Origin of the sequence: Vibrio sp. V10_P2A27P122 (genome assembly GCF_963874335.1) — a bacterium.
GTDB classification, from domain to species: Bacteria; Pseudomonadota; Gammaproteobacteria; order Enterobacterales; family Vibrionaceae; genus Vibrio; species Vibrio anguillarum.
This window is the reverse complement of the sequence record NZ_CAWNHY010000255.1, coordinates 38,043-63,318: the sequence shown is the minus strand read 5'-3', so window position 1 is coordinate 63,318 and position 25,276 is coordinate 38,043. Positions and strand designations below refer to the sequence as shown.

The following is a 25,276-nucleotide window of genomic DNA, read 5'->3' as shown; positions in this document are numbered from 1 at the left end:
CTAGTAATAGCAGGGCTTTTTCGTTTGAGCAAAATAGCATTTTATTTTTTATCACTCTCAGGACAGTCGTGTGGTAGCTACACTTTGTTCAATCTATTCTTATTCTTTTCGGTCTCTATGTCTTAGGTATAAAAAAGCCGATGTATTAAACATCGGCTAGAGAGACATGGTTCAGGAGATTTAGCTACGCAAAGCGGCTTTAGCTGACAGTGCTTTTTTATCTGAGTCTGAAAGAAAGGCTAATTCTAATCCGTTAATTTGCGCTTGTCTGATCTGCTCTTGAGAAAGGCCTGCTTGAAGTGCTACAGCTTCATATTCATGTGGAAGTTCAATACCTTCAACCGCTGGGTCATCAGTATTTAAACAAGCAAGTATCCCGTGCTCTAAAAACTGTTTTATAGGATGATGAGCAAGAGAGTTTACTGTGCTCGTTTGGAAGTTTGACGTTAGGCAAGACTCAATGCCAATACGATGTTTGGCAAGATAATCCATTAGCTTAGGGTCATGGACGGCTTTTACTCCGTGTCCAATGCGTTCTGCACCTAGCTCTTTAATTGCCTGCCACATACTTTCTGAGCCCGCTGCTTCTCCAGCGTGTACTGTAACTCTTAGTCCTGCATCTCGTACTTGTTTAAAGTGAGAAATAAATCGCTCGCCCGGCTGCCCAAGTTCATCGCCTGCCAAGTCGACTGCAACAATGTGCTGTTTTTGAGTCAAAATAGCGTCTAGCTCCTGCTGACAAGCATCGGTGCCAAAAGTGCGGCTCATAATTCCTATTAGGTTAGCCTGAATACCGAAGTCTCGAACGCCCGCTTGTACCCCATCAACTACAGCCTCAACAACGCCAGCGATAGGCAGTTGATGTTTCATAGCCATATAGTAAGGAGAGAACCTCAGCTCGGCATAATCAATTTGAGCATTTAAGGCATCTTCGACATTTTCGTAGGCGACTCTTCGGCAAGCATCGAGATCACCCAATACGGCAACTCCCCAATCAAGTTTTGATAGAAAGGCGACCAATGATGGTTCTGCTTCGACGATTTGTACATGAGGTGTGAGCTCTTCTATGTTGCCAGCTGGCAGCGCTACACCAAATCGTTGCCCTAGTTCTAAGATAGTTTTGGTTCGAATGTTGCCGTCAAGATGGCGATGCAAATCAGTAAGCGGTAGGTTTTTAGTTATCATTATGTTTTTCCGAAAGTGTGTATGGCATCAAGTATAAAAATCAATGTGGCCAGTGTCAGCTAGCAAAGAGTATTAAATCACCCAATTCTGTTTATTTGGCTTTTATGTTTACCATATCTGTTGACCATTCGTTAAAAGGGATGGCTTTACTAAACAGAAAGCCTTGTCCCTGAGTGCAGTTAAGCATGGTTAGGAGATGGACTTGCTCTTTGGTTTCAATACCTTCTGCTACAATTTCGACATTAAACCCACGAGTCATGTTGATGATTGCCGCAACGACTGAGCTACTGAGATTTGTCTGTTCGAGCTGCGATACAAACGCCCTGTCTATTTTTAGACAATCGAATGGAAGTTGATGTAAATAAGAAAGGGAGCTGTATCCAGTACCAAAATCATCTATCGCGATATGGATGCCCAGCTCTTTGAGTTTGTTCATGTTTGCTAAAATAACTGGGTCGTTATCAACAATTCTTGATTCTGTGATCTCTAAAGCGAGGTTATTGGGTTCAAGCCCCGTTCTTTCCAAAGTCGCTTTGAGTTCATGAACAAACTGAGGTTGAGATAGCTGGTTCACTGAGAGGTTGACGTGCATTTTAAACGTCGATCCCCATTTACCCATCTTGATGCCTTGCATCGTGTCAAAACACGCTTGATACAAGATTTGCTCACCAATCAGGCCAATAAAGCCGCTTTCTTCAGCGATAGGAATGAATTCCAAGGGGGGAATGATATCACCGCTTGGTGTCACCCAGCGTGCCAAGGCTTCAGCTCCGATGATATCTCCCGTTGATAAGTTTACAATTGGTTGATAATACGGAATATATTCTTTGTTCTCTATGGCAAGCTTAATTTGAGTGAGCATTTGCGTACGTTTACGAGAAACATCGTCCATCTCTGGAGAGTAATAGCAGATCCTTGAGCGCTCTTGCTTGGCGTGGCTGAGTGCGATGCTACCATTACGTAACCATAGCGCCATAGTATGGAGTGTGTCATTAGGAAGCACGATGCCAATGGAGGCATTGACGACCACTTTTTCATTATGCATTGAGAATGGGACAGCAAACATTTGTAATATGCTGTTAGCCGCGGATTGGGCTTCATTCTTTTGTTGTAAAGAGGGGATGTAAATAGCGAATTCATCACCACCTGTACGAGCAATACATGAGGTGCTTGCAAATAATGTGCGTAATTTTTCAGCAATAATTTGTAATAGTAAGTCACCTTGCTGATGTCCCAAGCTGTCATTAATATCTCTGAATTTATCGATGCCGATAAGCAATAGGCTGCCATTAATTTGATTTAATTGACTAAAGTTATCAATTAAACCTTCACGGCTATAGAGCTTGGTTAGGGAATCGTAGATCAATTGGGAATGCAATGCCTTAAATGAGGCTTTTAGGTTGTTGGCCATTTCATTGAATGAATAAACAAGCAAACTCGTTTCATAAATATTGCCAGCTTTCGGCATGTTACTTTCCCAATCCCCTTTTGCTAGATGCTGAGCAGCAGCCGCGGTGGCGGTAATTGGAGTGGTGATTCGATTAAAGGCAATGAGCCCTATACCAATGCCGATAAGGCTGACAATGCCGCCAATAATCCAACTGTTTTGTTGGTTTTCTGGCAATCGACCAAGTAGATCGGTTTCTGAAATCGAGACGCCAATAAACCATTCGATGCCATGTTTATCTTTAAAGGGAGTGAGATGATTAAAATAGCGGGTGCCATCAACTACCGTTTCGAATTTGTTGAGTGTTGCTGACAGCATTTTGTCATGGTTATCAATATAATGTGCACTGGCTTGGATCACTGGGTTGGCATTTTCGATAGCCAGTAGTCGCTCTCCTTTTGCCGACAGTTCAGTCCCCCAAGAGACAACGGTGCTGGTATTGGAGTGAGCCACCAATCTTTTTTCTGGATCAATAATATACACGTTGGCATGAGTTTTCTGTTGCAGCGAGGCCAGAAAGGCATTGAACGTATCGATTTTCACATCAGTCACCAAAACACCGATGAATTTGTTCATAGAGAAAACGGGTGCTAAAGCAGAGAGCGTGATCTCTTGGCGTTCATCAACATTAGTGTAGATTGGCGACCAACTTGGGCTTAAACTTTGTGCAACTGGAGTATACCAGGGGCGAGTTCTTGGATCATAATCGGCAATGGTGGAGCGAATATCTTGATTGATGGTTTTTCCTGAGTAGATCACCAAGTTTTGCTGAGTTCGATTATCTTTCACCATCAAGGTAAAACTATCACCAATCTCTTTGCGAAAGCCCACGTACTCCGCCTGTTCGCCACCAAATCCGATCACATCAATTTGTTCTAGCGGTCGATAAAGCGTTTCAAAACTGGCAAGCAGATATCCTTCTACTTTACTGACATCGTCCGCAGAATAGAACTGACTAAAGCCGATCGTGTGGCTTAAAGCGAGGCTGGCTTGAAAAGGTTCATCGAGAAAACTGATCAGTCGCTGCTCTACATTGGCATTTAATGATGAAAGCTGCTTGCTGCTAATGTCATCAACCATCTCTTCATAACTGTATTTTTGTACACCCACAATCACTCCAATCGTTATGAGGAAAATCATAACAAATGGTAGAACAACGGCTGTTTTCAACGTTATTTGATTCGTAAATGACATGTCGTGTCTTCTGCATCCATACAAATTATCGGTAAAACACGCAAGGTGGTGGGTGATTGCATTGTGCCAGAAAGTGAATCACTGCACCTGATCATTAAAAAATTATCAGTAAAGTTCTTTTAACTTCCTTGTCAACGTATTGCGCCCCCACCCAAGCACCTTAGCTGCGTCTTGTTTGTGACCATTGGTGTGATGAAGTGCTGCTTCCAAAAGTATACGTTCAAATTCAGGAAGTGCATAAGAAAGCAGCTCTGTTTCTCCTGAAGCTAATGAAGATTTAGCCCAACTTGCGAGTTGTTGTTGCCAACTTATAGCACTATCAAAGTCACTATTTTTCTTTTCCGACAATAATTCGGAAGGAAGATCACTGGGTAGCACCTCGCTGCCACTGGCCATTACAGTTAACCAGCGACACATATTTTCAAGTTGTCGTACGTTTCCCGGCCACTCAAGACGATTCAAAATTTCAATGCTCTTAGGATGCAGCGTTTTCATTTCTACGCCTAATTCTTTTGCTGCAGAGGCGAGAAAGTGCTTGGTCAGTTTTTCTATATCTTGGCTTCGCTCACGCAGTGCTGGGATATGAATACGAATGACATTGAGACGGTGAAAAAGGTCGTCACGAAACTTTCCTTGATGAACGAGTTTTTCTAAGTTTTGGTGAGTGGCGGCGACAATGCGTACATCCACTTTGATTGCTGAATGCCCTCCTACACGGTAAAACTGACCATCGGCTAAAACACGCAGTAGCCGAGTTTGAATGTCGAGCGGCATATCGCCAATTTCATCTAAGAATAGGGTGCCACCATTGGCCTGCTCAAAACGCCCTTGGCGGACACTGTTTGCACCAGTGAATGCTCCTTTCTCATGACCAAACAGCTCTGACTCGATGAGATCTTTTGGAATTGCGGCCATATTGAGGGCAATAAACGGTTTTTGGGCGCGTGGGCTATGGCGATGAAGCGCGTGAGCGACTAACTCCTTCCCGGTTCCTGATTCACCATTGATCAAGACTGAGATTGAGGAACGTGATAAACGGCCAATCGCCCGAAATACCTCTTGCATTGAAGGGGCTTCTCCAATGATTTCCGGTGTACTATCAACGCCAATTTGTTGATTGGATTGTTCTTTGCGCTGCTCCTGACTATGCGCAATGGCACGTTCAACCAAGGTGAGGGTTTCATCGACATCAAAAGGTTTAGGCAGATACTCAAAAGCACCCTTTTGATAGGCATTCACCGCGGCATCAAGATCTGAGTGGGCAGTCATGATGATGACGGGCAACTCAGGAGATCGTGAATGAACTTGGTTTAGCAGCTCAATACCATTCATGCCCGGCATGCGAATATCGGAAACGAGCACATCGGGCGTTTCTCTTTCTAGCGCCAGTAACACACTTTCGGCATCGGAAAACGTTTCGCATTTTATGTTGGCTGATGAGAGCGTTTTTTCCATCACCCAGCGGATCGAACTATCATCGTCCACCACCCAAACGTATCCTTTACTCATAATGTTTATTCCTTAGCAGCAAACCCAATCTGACATCGGTCAAATGGGTAAATAAATAGTAAATGTGGTTCGACCTGGCCAGCTTTCAACATCGATTTTTCCATTGTGCTGATCGATCAGGTTTTGTGAGATAGAAAGACCCAGCCCCGTTCCACCTTCACGGCCGCTGACCATGGGGTAAAACAGTGTGTCTTGTAATTCGGTAGGAATGCCTGGGCCGTTATCGCTGATTTCTATGCGTGCCACTAACTTATGGCGCTGTCCGTGAATATTGGCTTGGTGCACTGTTCTGGTGCGAAGTGTGATTTTACCATGCGGATCATGAGATAAAATCTGTGCCGCATTGCTGACGATATTCAGTAATGCCTGCTCGATTTGATCGGTATCCATCAAAATATCGGGCAAGCTGGGGTCATAATCTCGTTCAATCACCAAGTGTGTGCTGGCTTCTAGCTCAACCAATTGGCGGACTTTTTCCAAAATTACATGGAGATTTTCAGAGCACTTCTTGCCTGGTTTTTGTGGGCCGAGCAAACGGTCAACAAGAGCGCGCAGTCGATCGGCTTGTTCAATAATAATTTGGGTGTACTCAGTGAGACTGTGGTCCGGCAACATCTTTTCTAGCAGTTGCGCCGCGCCGCGTAGCCCACCTAATGGGTTTTTAATTTCATGCGCCAGCCCGCGAACTAAGAGTTTTGCCGCTTGCTGTTGGGCGTGCTGATTGAGCTCTTGTGTTAACCGTCGTTGTTGGCCAATTTTGCGCATTTCGACCAAAAGCATCAGCTCGCGTTGCCAAGATATAGGGCTCACGGTCACTTCCAGCATCAGTGGCTTACCATCGACCACAAACGTGACATCGCTATCAGTAATACTTTGGCCACTTTGCAACGGCTGAGAAAGCAGCGCTAAATCAAGAGAAGCGTGCTGGATGAGTTTTGACAGTGGTTGGTTGATAATTCGCTTAGCACTTTGGGAGAAGAGTTGTTCAGCCGCTGGATTGGCATAACGAATACAAAGAGACTCATCGAGCATCAAGGTGGCGGTAACGATATTATTTAAAATCGTTTGGCTTAGCTCACAATTCACGTTTTCATCCTTGTCCGTGTTCCCAAATGATGCAATGCACAACTTTGGTGCATCGCATGGCTAAGTATGGCGCATCGGTGTCAGAAGAAAAAGTGAAACCTGTTGTTATATCGAGCTTATTGGCGAAGAGTTCATCACTTGATGCTGGCTCGATGTAAATGCACCGTCACAGGGTTAGACGATGCAATAATCTTGCCGTTTACAACTACTTGAATTAAAAAGCGATGCGTTCCTCTATCTAGATTTTTCAGCGTCCAAGTAGGTTGAGTGGCGGGGGCGCCATAGGCCTTGTCATTCATGACCAATTGCAACTGTTCATTGACGGTTAAGTTGCGATTGAGTTCGGCGTTGATTGAAATAACGCCCGCATTGCTGCGTAAGGTTTCATCGTCAGCCGGAGAGCGAATTGCAATGGTCAGCGGTTCTATTTTGTTGACATGGGTTGCGGATTTTTCCAGTGGCGGCTCTTTGGTGAGGTCAGTGACGGGGTGAGAGGTTTCAAAGGTTGGCTCAGGCGCATCGGCCTGAAAATCAGGAATCGAAATTTGCTTTGCTCCCTTATCTTGTGGGACATCGCTAAGATGCAACACGCCATTCGCATCCACCCACGTATAGACGTTTTGTGCAATTGAAGTCGCAGAATAAAGCATGATGAGTGTTAGGAGTAAAGTTCGGATCAGATTCACAGTCATCCCCCTATATAGAGATGTTTTCACGTTAAGGGTATCAGCTTTTGAGTGCCGTTATTGTTGTAACGCTAATGTTACGACGTCCGGAATTAACCCCAAATATGAAAAAGGCTCACCTGCGAGGCGAGCCTAATAAATCCGTAACCTAAGTTACATTTTGTACTAAAGCTAAGAATTATACCGAGTAGTACAATTCAAATTCTAGTGGGTGAACGGCCATGTTGACGCGTTCTACATCTTTTGCTTTTAGCGTGATGTATGAGTTGATGAAATCATCAGAGAATACGCCGCCAGCGGTCAGGAATTCACGATCTTCATCCAGTGCTTTTAGTGCCACTTCAAGTGACTCGGCTACTTTTGGAATCTCAGCGGCTTCTTCTGCTGGTAGGTCGTACAAATCTTTATCCATCGCTTCTCCTGGATGGATCTTGTTCTTGATACCATCAAGACCAGCCATAAGAAGAGCGGCAAACGCTAGGTATGGGTTTGCTGCTGGATCTGGGAAACGAGCTTCGATACGACGTGCTTTCGGGCTTGGTACTACTGGAATACGGATAGACGCAGAACGGTTACGAGCCGAGTAAGCTAGCATTACCGGTGCTTCAAACCCAGGGACAAGGCGCTTGTACGAGTTTGTTGATGGGTTAGCAAATGCGTTGATGGCACGTGCGTGCTTGATGATACCGCCAATGTAGTAAAGCGCTAAGTCAGATAGACCGCCGTACTTGTCACCAGCAAATAGGTTTACACCATCTTTTGCAAGAGATTGGTGAACGTGCATACCTGAACCGTTGTCGCCAACAAGAGGCTTAGGCATGAAGGTTGCTGTTTTACCAAAGGCGTGCGCAACGTTGTGCACCACGTATTTGTAGATTTGGATCTCATCGGCTTTAGTAGTTAGCGTATTAAAGCGAGTGGCGATTTCGTTTTGACCTGCAGTCGCTACTTCATGGTGGTGAGCTTCAACGACGAGGCCCATCTCTTCCATGATCAAACACATGGCTGAACGGATGTCTTGTGATGAGTCAACCGGTGCAACAGGGAAATAACCACCTTTCACACCAGGGCGGTGACCTTTGTTACCACCTTCAATTTCAGCGCCAGTGTTCCAAGCCGCTTCGATATCATCAATTTTGAATGAGGCACCAGACATATTGTTGGTGTATTTCACGTCATCAAAAAGGAAGAACTCTGGCTCTGGACCGATAAGAACGGTATCTGCGATACCTGTTGAACGCATGTAATCTTCTGCGCGTTTTGCGATAGAGCGTGGGTCACGATCGTAGCCTTGCATGGTTGCAGGCTCTAGAATGTCACAACGAATGTTAAGTGTTGCGTCTTCTGTGAACGGGTCAAGAACTGCACTTAATGCATCAGGCATCATCACCATGTCAGACTCATTGATTCCTTTCCAGCCAGCAACGGATGAACCATCGAACATCTTACCTTCTTCGAAGAAGTCTGCGTCGACTTGATGAGCAGGAATAGAGATATGTTGCTCTTTGCCTTTCGTGTCGGTAAAGCGCAGGTCAACAAACTTAACTTCGTTTTCTTGGATCAGCGATAGAACGTTTTCTACTGACATCTTGGATAACCTCCAGTGTTATTAAAGCGGTAATGGCCCGAATCGAATTGAAACTAGCATTGATTAATTTCATTCTAAACTTATTAATCGATGCTGTTTCTAATAAAGCTAAATTCGTGCCAATTAAATTAATCCTTTAATTTCAAGTGTTTTGGTTGTTCTTTGTCGAATTTAAATGCTTCTCTGCACCAAAAAGATCCTTATTTGCACTATTTTGGTGCCTTGAGTTTTATGTTGCACCATTAACTACCAAAGCGCACACTATTCAGCCTAGGTTTACTAGGCTTGTCAATGCTGATTTAGTCCATTTTGATGCAATTTGTTTTAAAGCAAGTAGCGGACTAAGCTTGTGGTGAGCGAAAATCAGCGCGATAGATCACATATTTCTAGGTTTTTCGCCAAAATCTGGTACATTATTGACCGTTTTTTTAATCAAGTTCTATGCTCGTTGCGGCCTCATGCCGAAGCGAGTTACTCCCTTAATAAGTGAAGCAAAATCCATGGCTACTCCACAGATTGATAAATTAAGAAATATCGCGATCATCGCACACGTTGACCACGGTAAAACAACGTTGGTTGATAAACTGCTGCAACAGTCAGGTACGTTAGAGTCTCGCGGTAATACGGAAGAGCGGGTCATGGACTCGAACGATATCGAGAAAGAGCGCGGTATCACTATCCTTGCAAAAAATACAGCCATTAACTGGAATGATTTCCGTATCAACATCGTAGATACTCCAGGACACGCCGACTTCGGTGGTGAAGTTGAACGTATCATGTCAATGGTTGACTCTGTTTTGCTGATTGTTGATGCGGTTGATGGCCCAATGCCACAAACTCGCTTCGTAACACAAAAAGCCTTTGCTCACGGTTTGAAACCAATCGTTGTTATTAACAAAATTGACCGTCCTGGCGCTCGCCCTGATTGGGTTATGGATCAAGTGTTCGATCTGTTCGACAACCTTGGTGCAACGGATGAGCAGCTCGACTTTAAAGTGGTTTATGCCTCTGCACTGAACGGTTGGGCGACACTTAACGAAGGTGAAGTTGGCGAAAACATGGAACCTTTGTTCCAAGCGATCGTTGACAATGTAGAGTCACCACAAGTTGACCTTGATGGCCCACTACAAATGCAAGTTTCTCAACTTGATTACAGCTCTTACGTTGGTGTTATCGGTGTTTGTCGTGTGACTCGTGGTAGCGTAAAAGCGAACCAACAAGTAACAGTTGTCGGCGCTGATGGTAAGAAACGTAACGGTAAAGTTGGTACAGTTCTGGGTTATCTTGGCCTTGAGCGTAACGAAGTTGAACAAGCTAACGCTGGTGACATCATTGCGGTAACAGGTTTAGGTGAGCTGAAAATTTCAGACACCATTTGTGACCAAAACTGTGTTGAAGCCATGGTGCCGCTATCCGTTGATGAACCGACAGTGACCATGACTTTCCAAGTCAATACCTCACCGTTTGCAGGTAAAGAAGGTAAATACGTGACTTCACGTAATATCCTTGAGCGTCTGCAAAAAGAGCTTGTTCATAACGTAGCATTGCGTGTTGAAGAAACCGACAACCCAGATCGCTTCCGCGTTTCAGGTCGTGGTGAGCTTCACCTATCAATCCTGATTGAGAACATGCGTCGTGAAGGCTTTGAACTTGCGGTTTCTCGTCCTGAAGTTATTTTGAAGGAAGAAGACGGCCAGAAAATGGAACCGTTCGAAACCGTAACGATCGATGTGATGGAAGAGAGCCAAGGCGGCGTGATGGAGAAAATCGGCCTACGTAAAGGTGAGCTGACGAACATGACTCCAGACGGCAAAGGCCGTGTGCGTCTTGATTTCATGATGCCTTCTCGCGGTTTGATTGGTTTCCAAACAGAATTCATGACCTTAACCTCAGGTTCAGGTTTGCTTTACCATACGTTTGATCATTACGGCCTACACAAAGGCGGTAACATTGGTCAACGTAACAACGGCGTGTTGATCTCTAACGCGACAGGTAAAGCGTTGACTTACGCTCTGTTCAACCTACAAGAGCGCGGTCGCCTATTTACTGAGCACGCAGATGAAGTGTACGAAGGACAAGTGATCGGTATCCACAACCGTTCTAACGACCTAACAGTGAACTGCCTGAAAGGCAAGCAGCTGACAAACGTTCGTGCTTCTGGTACTGATGAAGCGCAAGTATTGTCACCTGCAATCAAGTTTACACTTGAGCAAGCACTTGAGTTTATTGACGACGATGAACTAGTGGAAGTGACCCCACAGAGCATTCGTATCCGTAAACGTCATTTGACTGAAAATGATCGTAAACGTGCAAGCCGTGGCTAATACCGTCATGGTATAAGTTAACGAGTTAATCTAAGGGCGAGGAGTGTACTTCTCGCCCTTTGCTTATCTGCAATATAGTCAGTTTTAGGTATAGAATGGTGATTGATGATAAAAATAAGCAGGGAGAAGGCATTTGAAAATCAAAAAGCTTGGCAAACAATGTTTACTGTTTACGCGTTATTTACTCAGCCGGATGGATCATGACCGCGTCAATGTTAATGCGGGCTATTTGGCTTATATCACGTTGTTGTCGATCGTACCTATGCTTACCGTGCTGTTATCAATTCTCTCCTCATTTTCTATTTTTGCCAATGTCGGTATGGTTATTCAAGATTTTGTGATCACCCATTTTGTGCCTGCCGCAGGCGATGTAGTGCGAGAGGCGTTGCTCGAATTTATCGCGAATACAGGTAAGATGACGGCCGTGGGCGGGGTATTTTTATTCGTTGCAGCTTTAATGCTGATTTCTAATATTGACAAGAATTTAAACTACATTTGGCGAGTTAAAGATAAACGGCGCATGGTGCTCTCTTTTTCAATGTATTGGATGGTTCTTACGCTCGGGCCAATTTTAGTCGGCGCGAGTATTGCGGCAACCTCGTATATTACCTCACTCAAGATTATTGACAGCGAAGCACTCTCTGGTGCTTATAATTTGTTGCTGCGCTGGCTACCTTTTATTTTGTCATTCTCTGCTTTTGTCGGTTTGTACCTGCTGGTGCCGAATAAAAAAGTGCATCTTTCACACGCCTTGGTCGGGGCAATGGTGGCGGCTATTTTATTTGAGTTCAGTAAAAAAGGGTTTGCTGCTTATATTACTCAGTTTCCCTCCTATCAACTGATTTACGGCGCACTGGCGGCGATCCCTATCCTGTTTGTGTGGGTCTACTTATGCTGGATGATTGTGCTCGTTGGGGCGGAGGTGACGGCGACTTTGGGTGAAAAAGAGCACTGGGGCAATGAGCAAGAAATGCTAAACTCATTGCCTATCTCCGAGCAAATGATAAAGGGAAATCAGAGTGATAGCGTTGATCCAGAGAGTGAGTGAAGCGGCGGTACGTGTTGATGGGGAAGTGGTTGGCGAAATCAATCAAGGCTTACTGGTGCTACTTGGGGTCGAAAGAGATGACGATGAGGCAAAGGCCAAACGTCTAGTCGAACGCGTGACTCAGTACCGCGTGTTTGAAGATGAAGAGGGAAAAATGAACTTGAACGTGCAACAAGTGAACGGTCAGGTTTTAGTGGTGTCTCAATTTACATTGCCAGCCGATACCAAAAAGGGGACGCGTGCCGGATTTTCAAAAGGTGCACACCCTGCTGATGCTGAGCGTCTGTATGATTACTTTTCGGATTTGTGTGAGCACATTTTGCCAACTCAGCGTGGCCGCTTTGCACAAGATATGAAAGTCTCGCTGATTAATGATGGCCCAGTGACATTCTGGCTTCAGGTTTAATAAAGAAATGGATAGAGCCTCCTTCGTTGGGATCATGCGGAGTATGAGAGGCTGTGATTTAGGGATAACCAAATGTTTAAACTGATTACGCCAAGTACCGACAACCAACTGAATAAATACTACCATTTTCGCTGGCAAATGCTGCGTGAGCCATGGCATCTACCGATCGGCTCGGAGCGCGATGAGTATGATGGCATGAGCCATCACAGGATGATTGTCGATGGTCGTAACCGACCGATTGCCATTGGTCGCTTGTACATTACGCCAGATTGCGAAGGGCAAATTCGCTATATGGCGGTTAAAAGTAGCCGTCGCAATAAAGGTATGGGCTCTTTGGTGCTGGTGGCGCTAGAGTCGCTGGCTCGTCAAGAAGGTGCAAAGCGCCTAGTCTGTAGCGCCCGTGAAGATGCGATTGCATTTTATGAAAAGAACGGCTTTGAACGCCGGGGCTCGCTCAATGATGAACGCGGTCCGGTTCGACATCAACAAATGGTCAAACCGCTTGATCCCATGGCCAATGTGATTCGCAAACCTGAATGGTGTACTGAACTGCAAGAACGCTGGGCCACGCACATTCCTATCAGCGAAAAAATGGGCATTAAGGTGACTCAATATACGGGCTACCAATTTGAGTGCAGCGCTCAGCTCAATCCGAATTTGAACCCACACAACACCTTATTTGCAGGCTCGGCATTTACCCTTGCCACCTTGACCGGATGGGGAATGGCATGGTTGCTGATGCGTGAGCGAAGTCTGAATGGCGATATTGTTTTGGTTGATAGCCGCATCCGCTATCGTCACCCTGTGGTGCATAACCCTTTAGCCTTCACTTCATTGGATGGCATTAGTGGCGATTTAGATCGTTTAGCCAGTGGACGTAAAGCGCGTATCGTCGTCAATGTCACTATCACCAGTGGCGGTAAACCAGCCGTTGAATTTACGGGAACCTATATGTTGATCCCCAATTACAAGGCATTGTTAGCCGCCGCATCATTGGCTGAGTAAGTGTCGGTTTCTGGATCACACGAATAGATGGTGTGCTGTGTGTTGTGGAGCAGTTCGAAGTGCATCTCACGGCACATCTGTTGGAGGTTAAGGTTAAGTTGTCCTTTCTCCAACTTGACCAAATCCACGTGACCATCAAGGTTTGCCTTGAGCGTCTTTCCAACCAGCGGCGTTGTATTAATCATCATCCGCCCTCTGTCTGAGTGAATGACTAAACCTTCGAGCGTAAACGGCTCATGGCTGAGGTTTTGCTCAGGATCGCTTAGCGTTAATATGCCTTGTCGAATATTGAGCGTTGCTTCACCTGTGAGGGAGTGGGCGAAGGTGGCGTAGTCTCCGGCGAGGCCGTTGACCTGCGCTTCCAATTCACTGATACCCTCTATGGTAAAGGGAAGCTGGGTGACTTTATTGAGCACAGCTAGCGGTAGCCCATCGGCATGAATGTTGGCTTGCCAAGGCTGACTTAACGTTTGGAAATTCCAACGCGCAGTGGCATCGATATAACCGTTTTCTAACGGCATGAATAAACGATCTAGGTACCATTGGCTTTGCTCGCTGCGCATCTCAACGACGCTTTGCGTGCTCAATAGTGAATCGTAGCTGGCGCTGTTTGCGCTGATATTGAGCGTGCCTTGCCACAATCCCAAGCGTTTTTCTTTTACGAGAGTTAACTGCTTCCCTTTGGCATGGACACCAGACAATTGCCAATAAGGTGGCGCAAATAATTGAATGAGTTGGCTATTGGCGATGGTGAGTTGCTCGATGGTGAGGTTATCAACCCACGGCCAATGCTGGCTCAGCGACGTAAAATCATCTTTGCTTTCGCTCACCCATTTTACACCGCGAATAGTGAGCTGTTGCAGCGATGCTGAGGTTGGGGTGATAACACCCGCCCATTGAATATCACCTTGCTTAAATTCACTACTAAAATCCTCAATGATCAGTTTACCCGGCTCGGTGCGCAGGCTAAAGGTCGGCTCCACCCACTGCTGACCTAGCCAAGTTGCATCGTCGGCTCGCAGCGATAATTTACCTTGTTGCTGCTGCCAAATATTGCTGTGTGGATAAATGTTCTCCAGCGAAATATCGACGTTACGCAAGCTGATATCCGCAAGCTCGATCTGACTGTTTAAAATATCTAAGCTATTGATATGGTCTATTTTGTCAAAGAGCTGAAACCAACCCGATTGGCGTAAGGAATGACTCATATCTCGGCTAAGATTGAGTTTTTCCAGTGTCACATTGATCAGCGACCAACCTTGAGGATACTGCTCGGCTTGACCTGAAATAGCCGCGCCGCGCCATGACAACGAGAGCCCATAGACGGTGCTGTTGGCAGGTTTGTAATCCATATCGAGCAGTAGGTTATTCAGCGCTTCTCCTTGCCAATAAAATTGTTCAGCTGAGAGTTGTATCTCGCCGAAAGGCAGAGCTGTTGGATCATCCGACCAATGTGGATTTTTAATCTGTAGGTTAACACCGCGCGCTAGCCAACCTTGTTGGGCGATGTCGGCGTGATTGAGCGCGATTTGGCTCACCGAAATGGGCCATGATCGCAAATCGGTAGGAAGGCCATTTTGTAGACTGATACCACTAAGTAGCACGCTATCAACGGCGATTTTTTGGTCGCGAATGAGCTGTGGGCTGAGCCAAATATCGGCTTGCTCTATCGGGATGTACTGCTTATTTTGCCGCAGTGTTAATTGGTTGAACTGAAAATGCAAAGGATACTGGTATTGAAGAGATTGAAACGTCACGTTTCCTTTCAAAAGTCGTTCAACGAGAGTTTGAGCAACGGGAGTAGCATAAGAGGTATGTAGCAGTGCAAACATACCCAGCATGAAAGTGAGAAATAGCGCGATGATCGCAATCAGCAATGCCAAAGCCTTGTTCATGGTGTCCTTACTCGTAAACCGTTACCTGCGACAGAGTGAAACAAATTACCTCACGCAGCAACAAAAAAAGCCCCTTATCAAAGGGGCTTGCTACTGACTTATCAGTTTTAGTCGAGTTGTGGGCCTGCGGCCACTAATGCTTTACCTTCTGCGTTATCAGTATACTTGGCAAAGTTATTGATAAAGCGCGAGGCGAGATCTTCGGCTTTGCTTGTCCATTGTAGAGGATCCACGTAAGTATCGCGTGGGTCGAGAATGGTTGGGTTCACACCAGGTAGTGAGGTTGGCACTTCAAGATTGAAGATTGGAATATGCTTGGTTGCTGCCTTCTCAATCGAACCATCTAAGATAGCGTCAATGATGGCGCGGGTATCTTGAATCGAGATGCGTTTACCGCTGCCGTTCCAACCAGTGTTGACTAGATAAGCTTCAGCACCAGCTGCTTCCATACGTTTTACCAGCACTTCGGCATATTGTGTTGGGTGGAGCGTTAAAAACGCTGCGCCAAAACAGGCTGAGAAGGTTGGTGTTGGTTCGGTGATGCCACGTTCAGTACCCGCTAGTTTTGCCGTAAAGCCAGACAAGAAGTGATACTTGGTTTGTTCTGGAGTCAATTTAGAGACTGGTGGAAGCACACCAAATGCATCCGCGGATAGGAAGATCACTTTATTGGCGTGACCACCTTTTGATACAGGCTTAACGATGTTTTCGATGTGGTAGATAGGATAAGAAACACGAGTATTCTCGGTTTTAGAACCATCATCAAAGTCAATCGAACCATCGCTACGTACTGTGACGTTTTCCAGTAGCGCATCACGGCGGATCGCGTTGTAGATGTCAGGCTCGGCTTCTTTGGAGAGCTTGATGGTTTTCGCGTAGCAACCTCCTTCAAAGTTAAACACGCCATCATCATCCCAGCCGTGCTCGTCATCGCCGATTAACGCGCGTTTTGGATCGGTAGAGAGTGTGGTTTTTCCTGTGCCAGATAGGCCAAAGAAAATCGCCACATCGCCATCTTTAGCCATGTTGGCTGAGCAGTGCATTGAAGCAATACCTTGCAGTGGAAGGAAGTAGTTCATCATTGCGAACATCCCTTTCTTCATTTCACCGCCGTACCAAGTACCGCCGATCAACTGCATTTTTTCCGTTAAGTTAAACACAGTGAAGTTTTCTGAGTTCAGGCCTTGCTCTTGCCATTTGTCATTGGTGCATTTGGCACCATTCATGACCACAAAATCAGGTTCGAAGTTAGCTAGCTCTTCTTCTGTTGGGCGAATGAACATGTTTTTGACGAAGTGCGCTTGCCACGCCACTTCAGTAATGAAGCGCACGCAAAGGCGCGTATCTGCGTTGGCACCACAGTAACCGTCAAGAACGAATAGACGTTTAGCGGATAGTTGACGACCCACTAGTGCTTTTAGATCATTCCATACTTCTTGGTTAATCGGCTTGTTATCGTTTTTCGCTTGTTCAGATGTCCACCATAGGGTATCGCGTGTGGTGTCATCTTTGACAATGAATTTATCTTTTGGTGAGCGGCCTGTAAAAATGCCAGTATCAACGGCAACAGCGCCAAGTTCAGTGACGACGCCTTTTTCGTAGCCTTCAAGGTCTGGGCGAGTTTCCTCGGCAAATAACAGTTCATAGCTTGGGTTGCGAACCACTTCGACTACGTTGGTTATTCCGTATTTGGTCAGGTCTAGTTGTGCAGCCTTTGTATGTTCCATAACGGTCATAGGTGCTCCTTGTAAGAGATTTTGTAGGGATTTTGTAATAATGTTTGTAATTGTTATCTGCTCACCATGCTAGCAACGGGTGGGGGATAAAACAGGGACACAGTTCAAAAATTGCCCATGACACTCCTGTGGTTTTAGGTGTCCCGTCACATATTGGCGCAACTATTTTATCGCGTACGCAAACCTTTGCGCTAGATCAATAAGATTAATACTTTTAAAAAAATAAGTACGCCATTCTGTTTGTTTAAGGCTTGATTTTGCTGGGTTTTGATCACAAAAAAAGCCAGCATAAAGCTGGCTCTGATACGTTTTCTTCGTGCTTGTTAATTCATGCAAATTAATGAATTGTGTCGCTTCCTGAGGAGGCTTGTGCGTAGAGTGTTGCGATCTCAGCCTCTTCAAATGAGTAGTTGGTGCCACAGTAGTCACAATGTAAAGAAACGGATCCTTCAGACGATAAAATGTCGTAAATTTCCTCTTTGCCTATTGTGATGATGGCCGCCCCACTGCGTTCACGTGAACAACCACAATGAAATTCCACGGGTTGTGGGGTGAACAACTGAACTTTCTCTTGGTTATACAGGCGATACAACAGATCAGTGGCTTCTAAGGTGAACAGCTCTTCGTTTTTTACGGTGTTAGTTAACTGCTCTAAGTGCTCAAAATCATCGGGCGTACCCGTTCCATCTGGAATAGTTTGCAGTAACATGCCACCGGCACAGGCTTTTCCATCTTGCGTACCAATGCGTATCCAAAGGCGTGTTTTCAACTGTTCAGAGCGGATGAAGTAACCTTCCAGCACTTCCACTAAGTTATCACCCTCTAAACCGACCACACCTTGGTAGCGCTCGCCTTTCTTGGGTTCGATAGTGATAACTAAATGACCTTTACCCATCAAAGTGTGTAGGTCGGCATCATCGGCAATATCGCCTTTCCAGCGTGCGACACCACGCACTTTCTGTTCATTATCACCATTGATAACGACTAAGGAAACTGGGCCATTGCCTTGCAATTGCATGGTAATTGAGCCTTCAAACTTCAGCGTTGCGGTTAGCAAGGTCGTTGCGACGAGCAGTTCGCCCAAAAGTTTTTGTACTGGGGCTGGATATTCCTGGCTCGAAAGGATGTGTTGATACGCGTCGTCTAATTGTACCAACTCGCCACGTACGGATAGATCTTCAAATAAGTAGCGATTTAAAATGTTATTTGCCATTTAGCTATTTCCTCGGAACATGGTCCAGCTTTTATTGATGTTTAAATTTAATGATGTCACGACGCTCTTTTTTGTCTGGTCTGCGTTCGGGGCTTGGGTTGTGTGCGTTGAGCTTACGTTGCTCGGCATGATGGGCACGTTTGGCGATGCTTGCTGCGGTTTCCGAATACAGGGTTTGTGCTTCTGGCGCGCTGCGCCTTTGCCCTAACAGATTGATCACAGTGACGATTTTCTCTTCTTGGCCTTGGCGCAAGGTAATCGTTGCCCCAAGCTCGACAATTTTACTTGGCTTGGTGCGTTGGCCATTATAATGGACTTTACCACCATCGACCATACTGCGTGCGATCGACCGCGTTTTATAAAATCGTGCTGCCCATAGCCATTTATCCAATCTTATTTGCTCTGTCGCAGAACTCATACTACAAATGTGCCTCAAAGGGAGTTAGTCTTGTACGTTTTATGGCCTTTACAATGGTGTTTTGGTTCCAGATTTTCAAGCTACCCGACAAAATAATGTCAGTAAAAATGACGAGAATGTCTCCTATGATATATTAATGTGTTTTTGTAGCGCGATCTTCGCGGTCTTATGTATCTGTTCCATTTAAATGGAAGCATAGTTTAAATGAAATGGAAGTATAGTTTGAGGCCAATCCGCCGGTTTTCGTCTGGCTAACGGCTCATGAATGTGAAACATCATGGTTGAAGTAAGAAAATATCAGTAAGGACATCTTTTGAGGCGAATCGATTTTAGCAGTATGACCTCATCTCGCTTATGGCAAGCAGGTTTGCTACAAAAAATACCGCAATGGCAGAAACAAATCAGCCAATTTCTTACCTTAGTATTGCTGGTCACGTCGGCTTGGATTCTAGGAAAAATGGTGTGGCTGATTCAGCAAAACGCGGTTGATATAACGCCTTGGTCTCCAAGAGCAATCGCATCAACGCCGAATGCGGCGCGTTCGCTTGATCTCTCTTCTTTACAACAAGGAAGTTTATTTGGTCGCTATAGCGAGCAGAAGGTCGAAGCCGCACAGCCTGTGGTCAAAGATGCCCCTAAAACCAGCCTTAGCTTATTATTGGTTGGAGTGGTGGCGAGCAATGAACCGAGTAAGAGTCTAGCGGTAATCGCAAATCGTGGTAGTCAAGCGACCTATGGTGTTAACGAAGTCATTGAAGGAACCCGTGTCAAATTGAAAGCGGTGTTCAATGATCGCGTTATTATTGATAACTCAGGGCGCGATGAAACCTTGATGTTGGATGGAATTGACTATCATAAACCGAGTGTGGCAACGCCTGAGCGCGTTGTTGCATCGAATGTGCGTGGTAATAACCCAGCGTCTGCAGAAGAGAAGTTGGATGACATTCGCGCCGCTATTGCCAGCAATCCGCAAGAAATCTTTAAATATGTACGCCTGTCGCAAGTGAAACGTGATGACAAAGTGCTTGGATACAGAGTGAGCCCTGGGCAATCTCCTGAGTTGTTTGAGTCGGTAGGGCTACAAGATGGCGATGTCGCAATCGCGTTAAACGGTCAGGATTTAACGGACCCGGACGCCATGAATAAGATTTTTCAGTCAGTCTCTGAGTTAACCGAAATGAACTTAACAGTCGAAAGAGACGGGCAATCCCATGACATTTATATCCAATTTTAGACAGACTGATGCATGAGCATGAGTTTAGGGAGTAAGACGTGAAGCATTGGTTAAACAAAACGACGTGGTTATTGATGGGTGGCTTGTTGTCATCGCCGTTAGCCATGGCAAACGATTTTAGTGCCAGCTTTAAAGGCACCGATATTCAAGAATTCATCAATATCGTGGGCCGTAATCTTGAAAAAACAATCATTGTTGATCCTTCAGTTCGGGGGAAAGTCGATGTCCGCAGCTATGACACGCTTAATGAAGAGCAATACTACAGCTTCTTTTTGAATGTATTGGAAGTGTATGGTTTTGCCGTGGTGGAGATGGACAACGGTGTGCTCAAAGTGATCAAGTCGAAAGATGCCAAAACGTCTGCGATTCCTGTCGTTGGCGATGAAGGAAAAGAGAACGGTGATAGCGTGATCACGCGCGTTGTTGCGGTGCGGAATGTTTCGGTACGAGAGCTTTCACCTTTGCTACGCCAGTTGATCGATAACGCAGGAGCGGGCAACGTAGTGCATTATGATCCGGCGAACATCATTTTGATTACAGGTCGTGCTGCGGTCGTCAACCGTTTAGCCGATATCATCAAACGAGTTGACCAAGCCGGTGACAAAGACATCGAGGTTGTGGAACTAAGTAATGCATCTGCCGCTGAAATGGTGCGTATTGTGGAGGCATTAAACAAAACTACGGATGCTAAAAATACCCCAGAGTTTTTGCAGCCTAAGCTGGTGGCCGATGATCGTACCAATTCGATTTTGATCTCAGGTGATCCTAAAGTCCGTGAACGTCTAAAGCGATTGATCACTCAGCTTGATGTTGAGATGGCGACCAGAGGCAATAACCGCGTCATTTATCTTAAGAATGCGAAAGCGGAAGATTTGGTTGATGTGTTGAAAGGGGTGTCTGACAACTTGCAGGCTGAAAAACAGTCTGGGCAAAAAACAGGGCAAAGTTCACAACGCACCGAAGTGATGATTTCAGCACATGCACCGACCAATTCCTTAATTGTTACCGCTCCGCAAGACATCATGAAAGAGCTAGAAGATGTGGTTGCGCAGTTGGATATTCGTCGCGCTCAGGTATTGATTGAAGCGCTGATTGTTGAAATGGCCGAAGGGGATGGCATCAACTTAGGCGTGCAATGGGGCTCACTCGATAACGGCTCTGTAATTCAGTATGGCAACGCGGGCGCGCCAATCGGTAAGGTAATGATTGGTTTAGAAGAAGCCAAAGATAGCGTTGAGAAAAAACCGATTCGAGATAGCTCAACAGGCGAAATAAAATACTACGAAGAAACAACGAAGAAAGGGGATTACTCTACTTTGGCGTCAGCGCTCGGTGCGGTCAATGGTGCAGCCATGAGCTTAGTGATGGGCGACTGGACGGCCCTTATCAGCGCTGTGTCGAGTGACTCCAACTCGAACATCTTGTCATCACCGAGTATTACGGTGATGGATAATGAAGAAGCCTCCTTCATCGTGGGCGAAGAGGTGCCTGTTTTGACAGGTTCGAGCGCGGGCGCAAATAACGATAATCCTTTCCAAACCGTAGAACGCAAAGAGGTCGGTATCAAGCTGAAAGTGGTACCACAAATCAACGAAGGCGACTCAGTTCAACTGAAAATTGAACAGGAGGTATCCAACGTATTAGGAGCGAATGGTGCCGTCGATGTCCGTTTTGCAAAGCGTCAATTAAACACATCGGTCATCATTCAAGACGGGCAAATGTTAGTGCTGGGAGGGTTGATTGATGAGCGCGCGGTCGAAAGTGAATCCAAAGTCCCACTATTAGGCGATATACCGGTTTTAGGCTATTTGTTCAAATCGACCAGTACCCAAGTTGAGAAGAAAAACCTGATGGTCTTTATTAAGCCGACCATCATTCGTGATGGCATGACGGCCGATGGCATCACTCAGCGTAAGTACAACTACATTCGTGCAGAGCAGCTTTATAATGCTGATCGCGGTTTGAAGTTGATGGCGAACGACAATATTCCTGTGCTGCCTAAGTTTGGCGATGAGCGCACCCATTCTGCGGAAGTACAAGCCTTTATCGAACAAATGGAAAAACAGCAATGACCGAAGTTTTGTCGCAACCTCACTACCGTCGTTTACCGTTTAGCTTTGCCAATCGTTTTAAATTGGTATTAGAGCTGGTAGAAGACAACGAGCTGCCGACGTTATTTTATGTCGCTCCGCTGGCTATCGAATCATTAGTCGAAGTGAAACGAGTCGTGAAACAGCCGCTCAACTTGGTTGAAATTTCACTGGCCGAATTTGAAAGTAAGTTGACCCAAGCTTACCAACGAGACTCGTCAGAAGCGCGACAATTAATGGAAGATATCGGTGCTGACAGTGATGATTTCTTCTCATTAGCCGAAGAGCTGCCGCAAAATGAAGATTTGTTAGAGTCAGAAAACGATGCGCCCATCATCAAATTGATCAACGCCATGCTTGGCGAAGCGATCAAAGAGGGCGCGTCGGATATTCACATTGAAACCTTTGAGAAAATCTTGTCGATTCGTTTTCGTGTCGATGGGGTACTGCGTGAAGTGTTAGCGCCGAGTCGTAAATTAGCGCCGTTGCTGGTTTCACGCGTCAAAGTAATGGCTAAGCTTGATATCGCTGAAAAACGTGTACCACAAGATGGACGCATTTCATTACGCATTGGCGGCCGAGCGGTCGATGTTCGCGTGTCAACCATGCCTTCGTCTCACGGTGAGCGTGTGGTGATGCGTTTGCTAGATAAAAACGCCACGCGCTTAGATCTGCACAGTCTAGGAATGACGGCCGCTAACCACGAAAGCTTCCGTCAATTAATCAAACGACCGCATGGCATTATTTTGGTGACGGGCCCAACCGGTTCAGGAAAATCCACCACCTTGTACGCTGGCCTGCAAGAGCTCAACAGCAACGAGCGTAATATTTTAACCGTTGAAGACCCGATTGAGTTCGATATTGATGGTATCGGCCAAACTCAAGTTAATCCTAAAGTGGACATGACTTTCGCACGAGGATTACGTGCTATTTTGCGTCAAGACCCGGATGTGGTCATGGTTGGGGAAATTCGTGATTTAGAAACCGCGCAGATTGCGGTGCAAGCGTCTTTAACTGGGCACTTGGTGATGTCGACTTTGCACACTAATACCGCCATCGGTGCGATAACACGTTTGCGCGATATGGGAATTGAACCCTTTTTGATCTCATCATCGCTGCTTGGCGTATTGGCACAACGCTTAGTGCGTACCTTATGTCCCGATTGCAAAGAGGCCTACCAAGCAGACAATGAGCAGAAAAAACTGTTCAATTGTAAGAAAAAAGAGTCGCTGACACTGTATCGTCCGAAGGGCTGTGACAAATGCAATCACAAAGGGTATCGAGGCCGAACGGGTATACATGAATTGTTGCTGATTGATGATGAGGTACAAGCCTTAATTCATAGCGAAGCCGGAGAGCAAGCAATTGAAAAAGCGGTGCGGGCGAAAACACCGAGCATTCGTGATGACGGGCTCGATAAAGTGCTGAAAGGCATTACCTCACTTGAAGAAGTGATGCGAGTGACGAAGGAAGCATAATGGCGGCATTTGAATATAAAGCGCTCGACGCCAAAGGCAAACAAAAAAAGGGTGTTATTGAGGGGGACCATGCTCGGCAGGTTCGCCAGCGCTTAAAAGAGCAAGGGCTTATACCGATTGAACTCATTGAGACGCAAGCGAAAGCGGCTCAGCGTGAGCAATCGCCTTTGAGTTTTAAGCGCGGTATCAGTACACCGGATTTAGCGCTCATTACTCGCCAGTTATCCACTTTAGTGCAGTCAGGCATGCCATTGGAAGAGTGTTTGAAAGCGGTATCTGAACAATCGGAAAAGCCGCGTATTCGCACCATGTTGGCCGCTGTTCGTTCCAAAGTGACCGAGGGTTATACCTTGTCAGACAGCTTGGGTGATTATCCACATATCTTTGATGACCTGTTTCGTTCGATGGTTGAAGCGGGCGAAAAATCAGGTCATTTGGATTCGGTGCTTGAGCGTTTAGCGGACTATGCTGAGAATCGCCAAAAAATGCGTTCCAAGTTACAACAAGCGATGATTTATCCAGTGGTGTTGGTGGTGTTCGCGGTGTGTATTGTGGCTTTTTTGCTGGCGGCTGTGGTGCCTAAAATCGTCGGACAATTTGTCCAAATGGGGCAAGAATTACCGAAGTCGACTCAATTTTTACTCTCCTCAAGTGATTTTATCCAGCATTGGGGTGTCCAATTGCTGGTGCTATTGGTGATCTTGATTTATCTCGTCCGATGGTTGCTAAGCAAGCCGAACTTGCGGTTGAAGTGGGATAAAAAAATCATCGGCATGCCGTTGATTGGCAAAATCACTCGCGGTCTCAATACTGCGCGTTTTGCGCGAACTTTGTCTATTTGTACCTCCAGTGCGATTCCTATTTTGGATGGGATGCGTGTAGCGGTGGATGTGATGTCCAATAAATACGTTAAGCAACAAGTGTTGTTGGCGGCTGACAATGTTCGCGAAGGGTCGAGCTTGCGTAAAGCGCTTGAGCAAACCAAGTTATTTCCACCGATGATGCTGCATATGATCGCCAGTGGAGAACAAAGTGGTGAGCTCGAAAGTATGCTGACGCGCTCGGCCGATAACCAAGACGCGAGTTTTGAATCGACGGTCAACATCGCATTAGGTATTTTTACCCCGGCATTGATTGCATTAATGGCTGGGTTGGTACTGTTTATCGTGATGGCGACCTTGATGCCGATTTTAGAAATGAATAATTTAATGAGTCGTTGATCATGACTGAATTCTGCAATGATAACGACCAAACTATGTTGGAGATTGGAATGAGAACAAAAACAAATAAACAGTCGGGCTTTACTTTGCTTGAAGTGATGGTGGTTGTGGTTATTTTGGGTATTTTGGCGAGTTTTGTGGTGCCTAATTTGCTCGGTAATAAAGAAAAAGCTGACCAACAAAAAGCGATTACCGATATTGTCGCACTCGAAAATGCGTTGGATATGTATAAATTAGACAACAGCGTGTACCCAACGACAGATCAAGGCTTAGAAGCGCTAGTGACCAAGCCGTCGAATCCTGAGCCACGCAACTACCGCGATAACGGTTATATTCGCCGTTTGCCAAATGACCCTTGGGGCAACCCTTATCAATACTTAAGCCCTGGTGATAACGGTACGATTGATATCTTCACGCTAGGTGCTGATGGTCAAGAAGGTGGCGAAGGCGCCAGTGCCGACATAGGCAACTGGAACATGCAAGATTTCCAATAAGAGAGAGGGCGGCCTTAGCC

At 45.8% G+C, this 25,276-nt stretch carries 20 protein-coding genes; 10 read left to right on the top strand and 10 right to left on the bottom strand.

The window, feature by feature from the left end; translation table 11 throughout:
• Nucleotides 1-180: 180 nt before the first annotated feature.
• The 4 genes from add to glnL all read right to left on the bottom strand — a co-directional run bounded on the left by add (nt 181) and on the right by glnL (nt 6,421).
• Entirely contained in the window at nt 181-1,185 is a 1,005-nt protein-coding gene (gene add, locus AACQ17_RS12550) for an adenosine deaminase (protein ID WP_094147616.1), read from the bottom strand.
• A 91-nt stretch (nt 1,186-1,276) separates the two neighbouring features.
• Nucleotides 1,277-3,826 (bottom strand): bifunctional diguanylate cyclase/phosphodiesterase, encoded by a 2,550-nt coding sequence (locus tag AACQ17_RS12545; protein WP_439144734.1) that lies wholly within the window; start codon nt 3,824-3,826, stop codon nt 1,277-1,279.
• Nucleotides 3,827-3,931: 105 nt separating this feature from the next.
• On the bottom strand, nt 3,932-5,335 hold the full coding sequence (glnG, locus tag AACQ17_RS12540) for a nitrogen regulation protein NR(I) (protein ID WP_013855452.1): 1,404 nt from the start codon (nt 5,333-5,335) through the stop codon (nt 3,932-3,934).
• A gap of 39 nt (nt 5,336-5,374) precedes the next feature.
• Entirely contained in the window at nt 5,375-6,421 is a 1,047-nt protein-coding gene (glnL, locus tag AACQ17_RS12535) for a nitrogen regulation protein NR(II) (RefSeq protein ID WP_026027507.1), read from the bottom strand.
• A 26-nt stretch (nt 6,422-6,447) separates the two neighbouring features.
• On the opposite strand from glnL, the gene AACQ17_RS12530 reads away from it, so the two are divergent.
• Nucleotides 6,448-6,579 (top strand): hypothetical protein, encoded by a 132-nt coding sequence (locus AACQ17_RS12530; RefSeq protein ID WP_013855450.1) that lies wholly within the window; start codon nt 6,448-6,450, stop codon nt 6,577-6,579.
• Here AACQ17_RS12530 and AACQ17_RS12525 read toward each other — a convergent pair.
• Entirely contained in the window at nt 6,556-7,137 is a 582-nt protein-coding gene (locus AACQ17_RS12525; RefSeq protein WP_013855449.1) for a DUF4124 domain-containing protein, read from the bottom strand. The two genes, AACQ17_RS12530 and AACQ17_RS12525, sit on opposite strands and share 24 nt — an antisense overlap.
• A 148-nt stretch (nt 7,138-7,285) precedes the next feature.
• Nucleotides 7,286-8,695, bottom strand: coding sequence for a glutamate--ammonia ligase (gene glnA / locus AACQ17_RS12520; protein ID WP_094147614.1), 1,410 nt, complete (start codon nt 8,693-8,695; stop codon nt 7,286-7,288).
• 500 nt (nt 8,696-9,195) lie between these two features.
• Between glnA and typA the strand changes: the two genes are divergently transcribed.
• The 4 genes from typA to AACQ17_RS12500 all read left to right on the top strand — a co-directional run bounded on the left by typA (nt 9,196) and on the right by AACQ17_RS12500 (nt 13,478).
• Entirely contained in the window at nt 9,196-11,019 is a 1,824-nt protein-coding gene (typA, locus tag AACQ17_RS12515) for a translational GTPase TypA (RefSeq protein WP_010319743.1), read from the top strand.
• Nucleotides 11,020-11,152: 133 nt separating this feature from the next.
• Nucleotides 11,153-12,067: a virulence factor BrkB family protein gene (locus tag AACQ17_RS12510; protein WP_094147567.1), complete on the top strand. Its 915-nt coding sequence runs from the start codon at nt 11,153-11,155 to the stop codon at nt 12,065-12,067.
• Nucleotides 12,039-12,473, top strand: a complete 435-nt coding sequence (gene dtd / locus AACQ17_RS12505; protein WP_013855445.1) for a D-aminoacyl-tRNA deacylase — start codon at nt 12,039-12,041, stop codon at nt 12,471-12,473. The genes AACQ17_RS12510 and dtd overlap by 29 nt, the downstream gene beginning before the upstream one ends.
• Nucleotides 12,474-12,545: 72 nt before the next feature.
• Nucleotides 12,546-13,478: a bifunctional GNAT family N-acetyltransferase/hotdog fold thioesterase gene (locus AACQ17_RS12500; RefSeq protein WP_017048711.1), complete on the top strand. Its 933-nt coding sequence runs from the start codon at nt 12,546-12,548 to the stop codon at nt 13,476-13,478.
• Here the strand turns inward: AACQ17_RS12500 and AACQ17_RS12495 are convergent.
• From AACQ17_RS12495 to hslR, 4 genes are all read right to left on the bottom strand, one after another.
• Nucleotides 13,439-15,373, bottom strand: coding sequence for an AsmA family protein (locus AACQ17_RS12495; protein ID WP_094147566.1), 1,935 nt, complete (start codon nt 15,371-15,373; stop codon nt 13,439-13,441). The genes AACQ17_RS12500 and AACQ17_RS12495 overlap by 40 nt on opposite strands.
• A 107-nt stretch (nt 15,374-15,480) precedes the next feature.
• Entirely contained in the window at nt 15,481-17,109 is a 1,629-nt protein-coding gene (pckA, locus tag AACQ17_RS12490; RefSeq protein ID WP_013855443.1) for a phosphoenolpyruvate carboxykinase (ATP), read from the bottom strand.
• 337 nt (nt 17,110-17,446) lie between these two features.
• On the bottom strand, nt 17,447-18,322 hold the full coding sequence (gene hslO, locus AACQ17_RS12485) for an Hsp33 family molecular chaperone HslO (RefSeq protein ID WP_094147565.1): 876 nt from the start codon (nt 18,320-18,322) through the stop codon (nt 17,447-17,449).
• 31 nt (nt 18,323-18,353) lie between these two features.
• The gene (hslR, locus tag AACQ17_RS12480) at nt 18,354-18,740 is read right to left on the bottom strand and encodes a ribosome-associated heat shock protein Hsp15 (protein ID WP_026028320.1); all 387 of its coding nucleotides are present in this window, start codon (nt 18,738-18,740) and stop codon (nt 18,354-18,356) included.
• A 337-nt stretch (nt 18,741-19,077) separates the two neighbouring features.
• Here hslR and gspC point away from each other — a divergent pair, with 337 nt between their 5' ends.
• Genes gspC through gspG form a run of 5 tightly spaced genes read left to right on the top strand, consistent with a single transcriptional unit; the run spans nt 19,078 to nt 25,256 of the window.
• On the top strand, nt 19,078-19,974 hold the full coding sequence (gene gspC / locus AACQ17_RS12475) for a type II secretion system protein GspC (protein WP_231140402.1): 897 nt from the start codon (nt 19,078-19,080) through the stop codon (nt 19,972-19,974).
• A gap of 38 nt (nt 19,975-20,012) precedes the next feature.
• Nucleotides 20,013-22,046 carry a type II secretion system secretin GspD gene (gene gspD / locus AACQ17_RS12470; RefSeq protein WP_019281044.1) on the top strand — a complete coding sequence of 678 codons (2,034 nt, stop codon included), beginning with the start codon at nt 20,013-20,015 and terminating at the stop codon, nt 22,044-22,046.
• On the top strand, nt 22,043-23,542 hold the full coding sequence (gene gspE / locus AACQ17_RS12465) for a type II secretion system ATPase GspE (RefSeq protein WP_019282846.1): 1,500 nt from the start codon (nt 22,043-22,045) through the stop codon (nt 23,540-23,542). The genes gspD and gspE overlap by 4 nt, the downstream gene beginning before the upstream one ends.
• Complete coding sequence (gene gspF / locus AACQ17_RS12460; protein WP_017045694.1) at nt 23,542-24,762, top strand: type II secretion system inner membrane protein GspF; 1,221 nt, start codon at nt 23,542-23,544, stop codon at nt 24,760-24,762. Before gspE ends, gspF begins: the two co-directional genes overlap by 1 nt.
• A gap of 50 nt (nt 24,763-24,812) precedes the next feature.
• Nucleotides 24,813-25,256, top strand: coding sequence for a type II secretion system major pseudopilin GspG (gspG, locus tag AACQ17_RS12455; protein ID WP_010319321.1), 444 nt, complete (start codon nt 24,813-24,815; stop codon nt 25,254-25,256).
• The last annotated feature ends 20 nt before the right edge of the window (nt 25,257-25,276 follow it).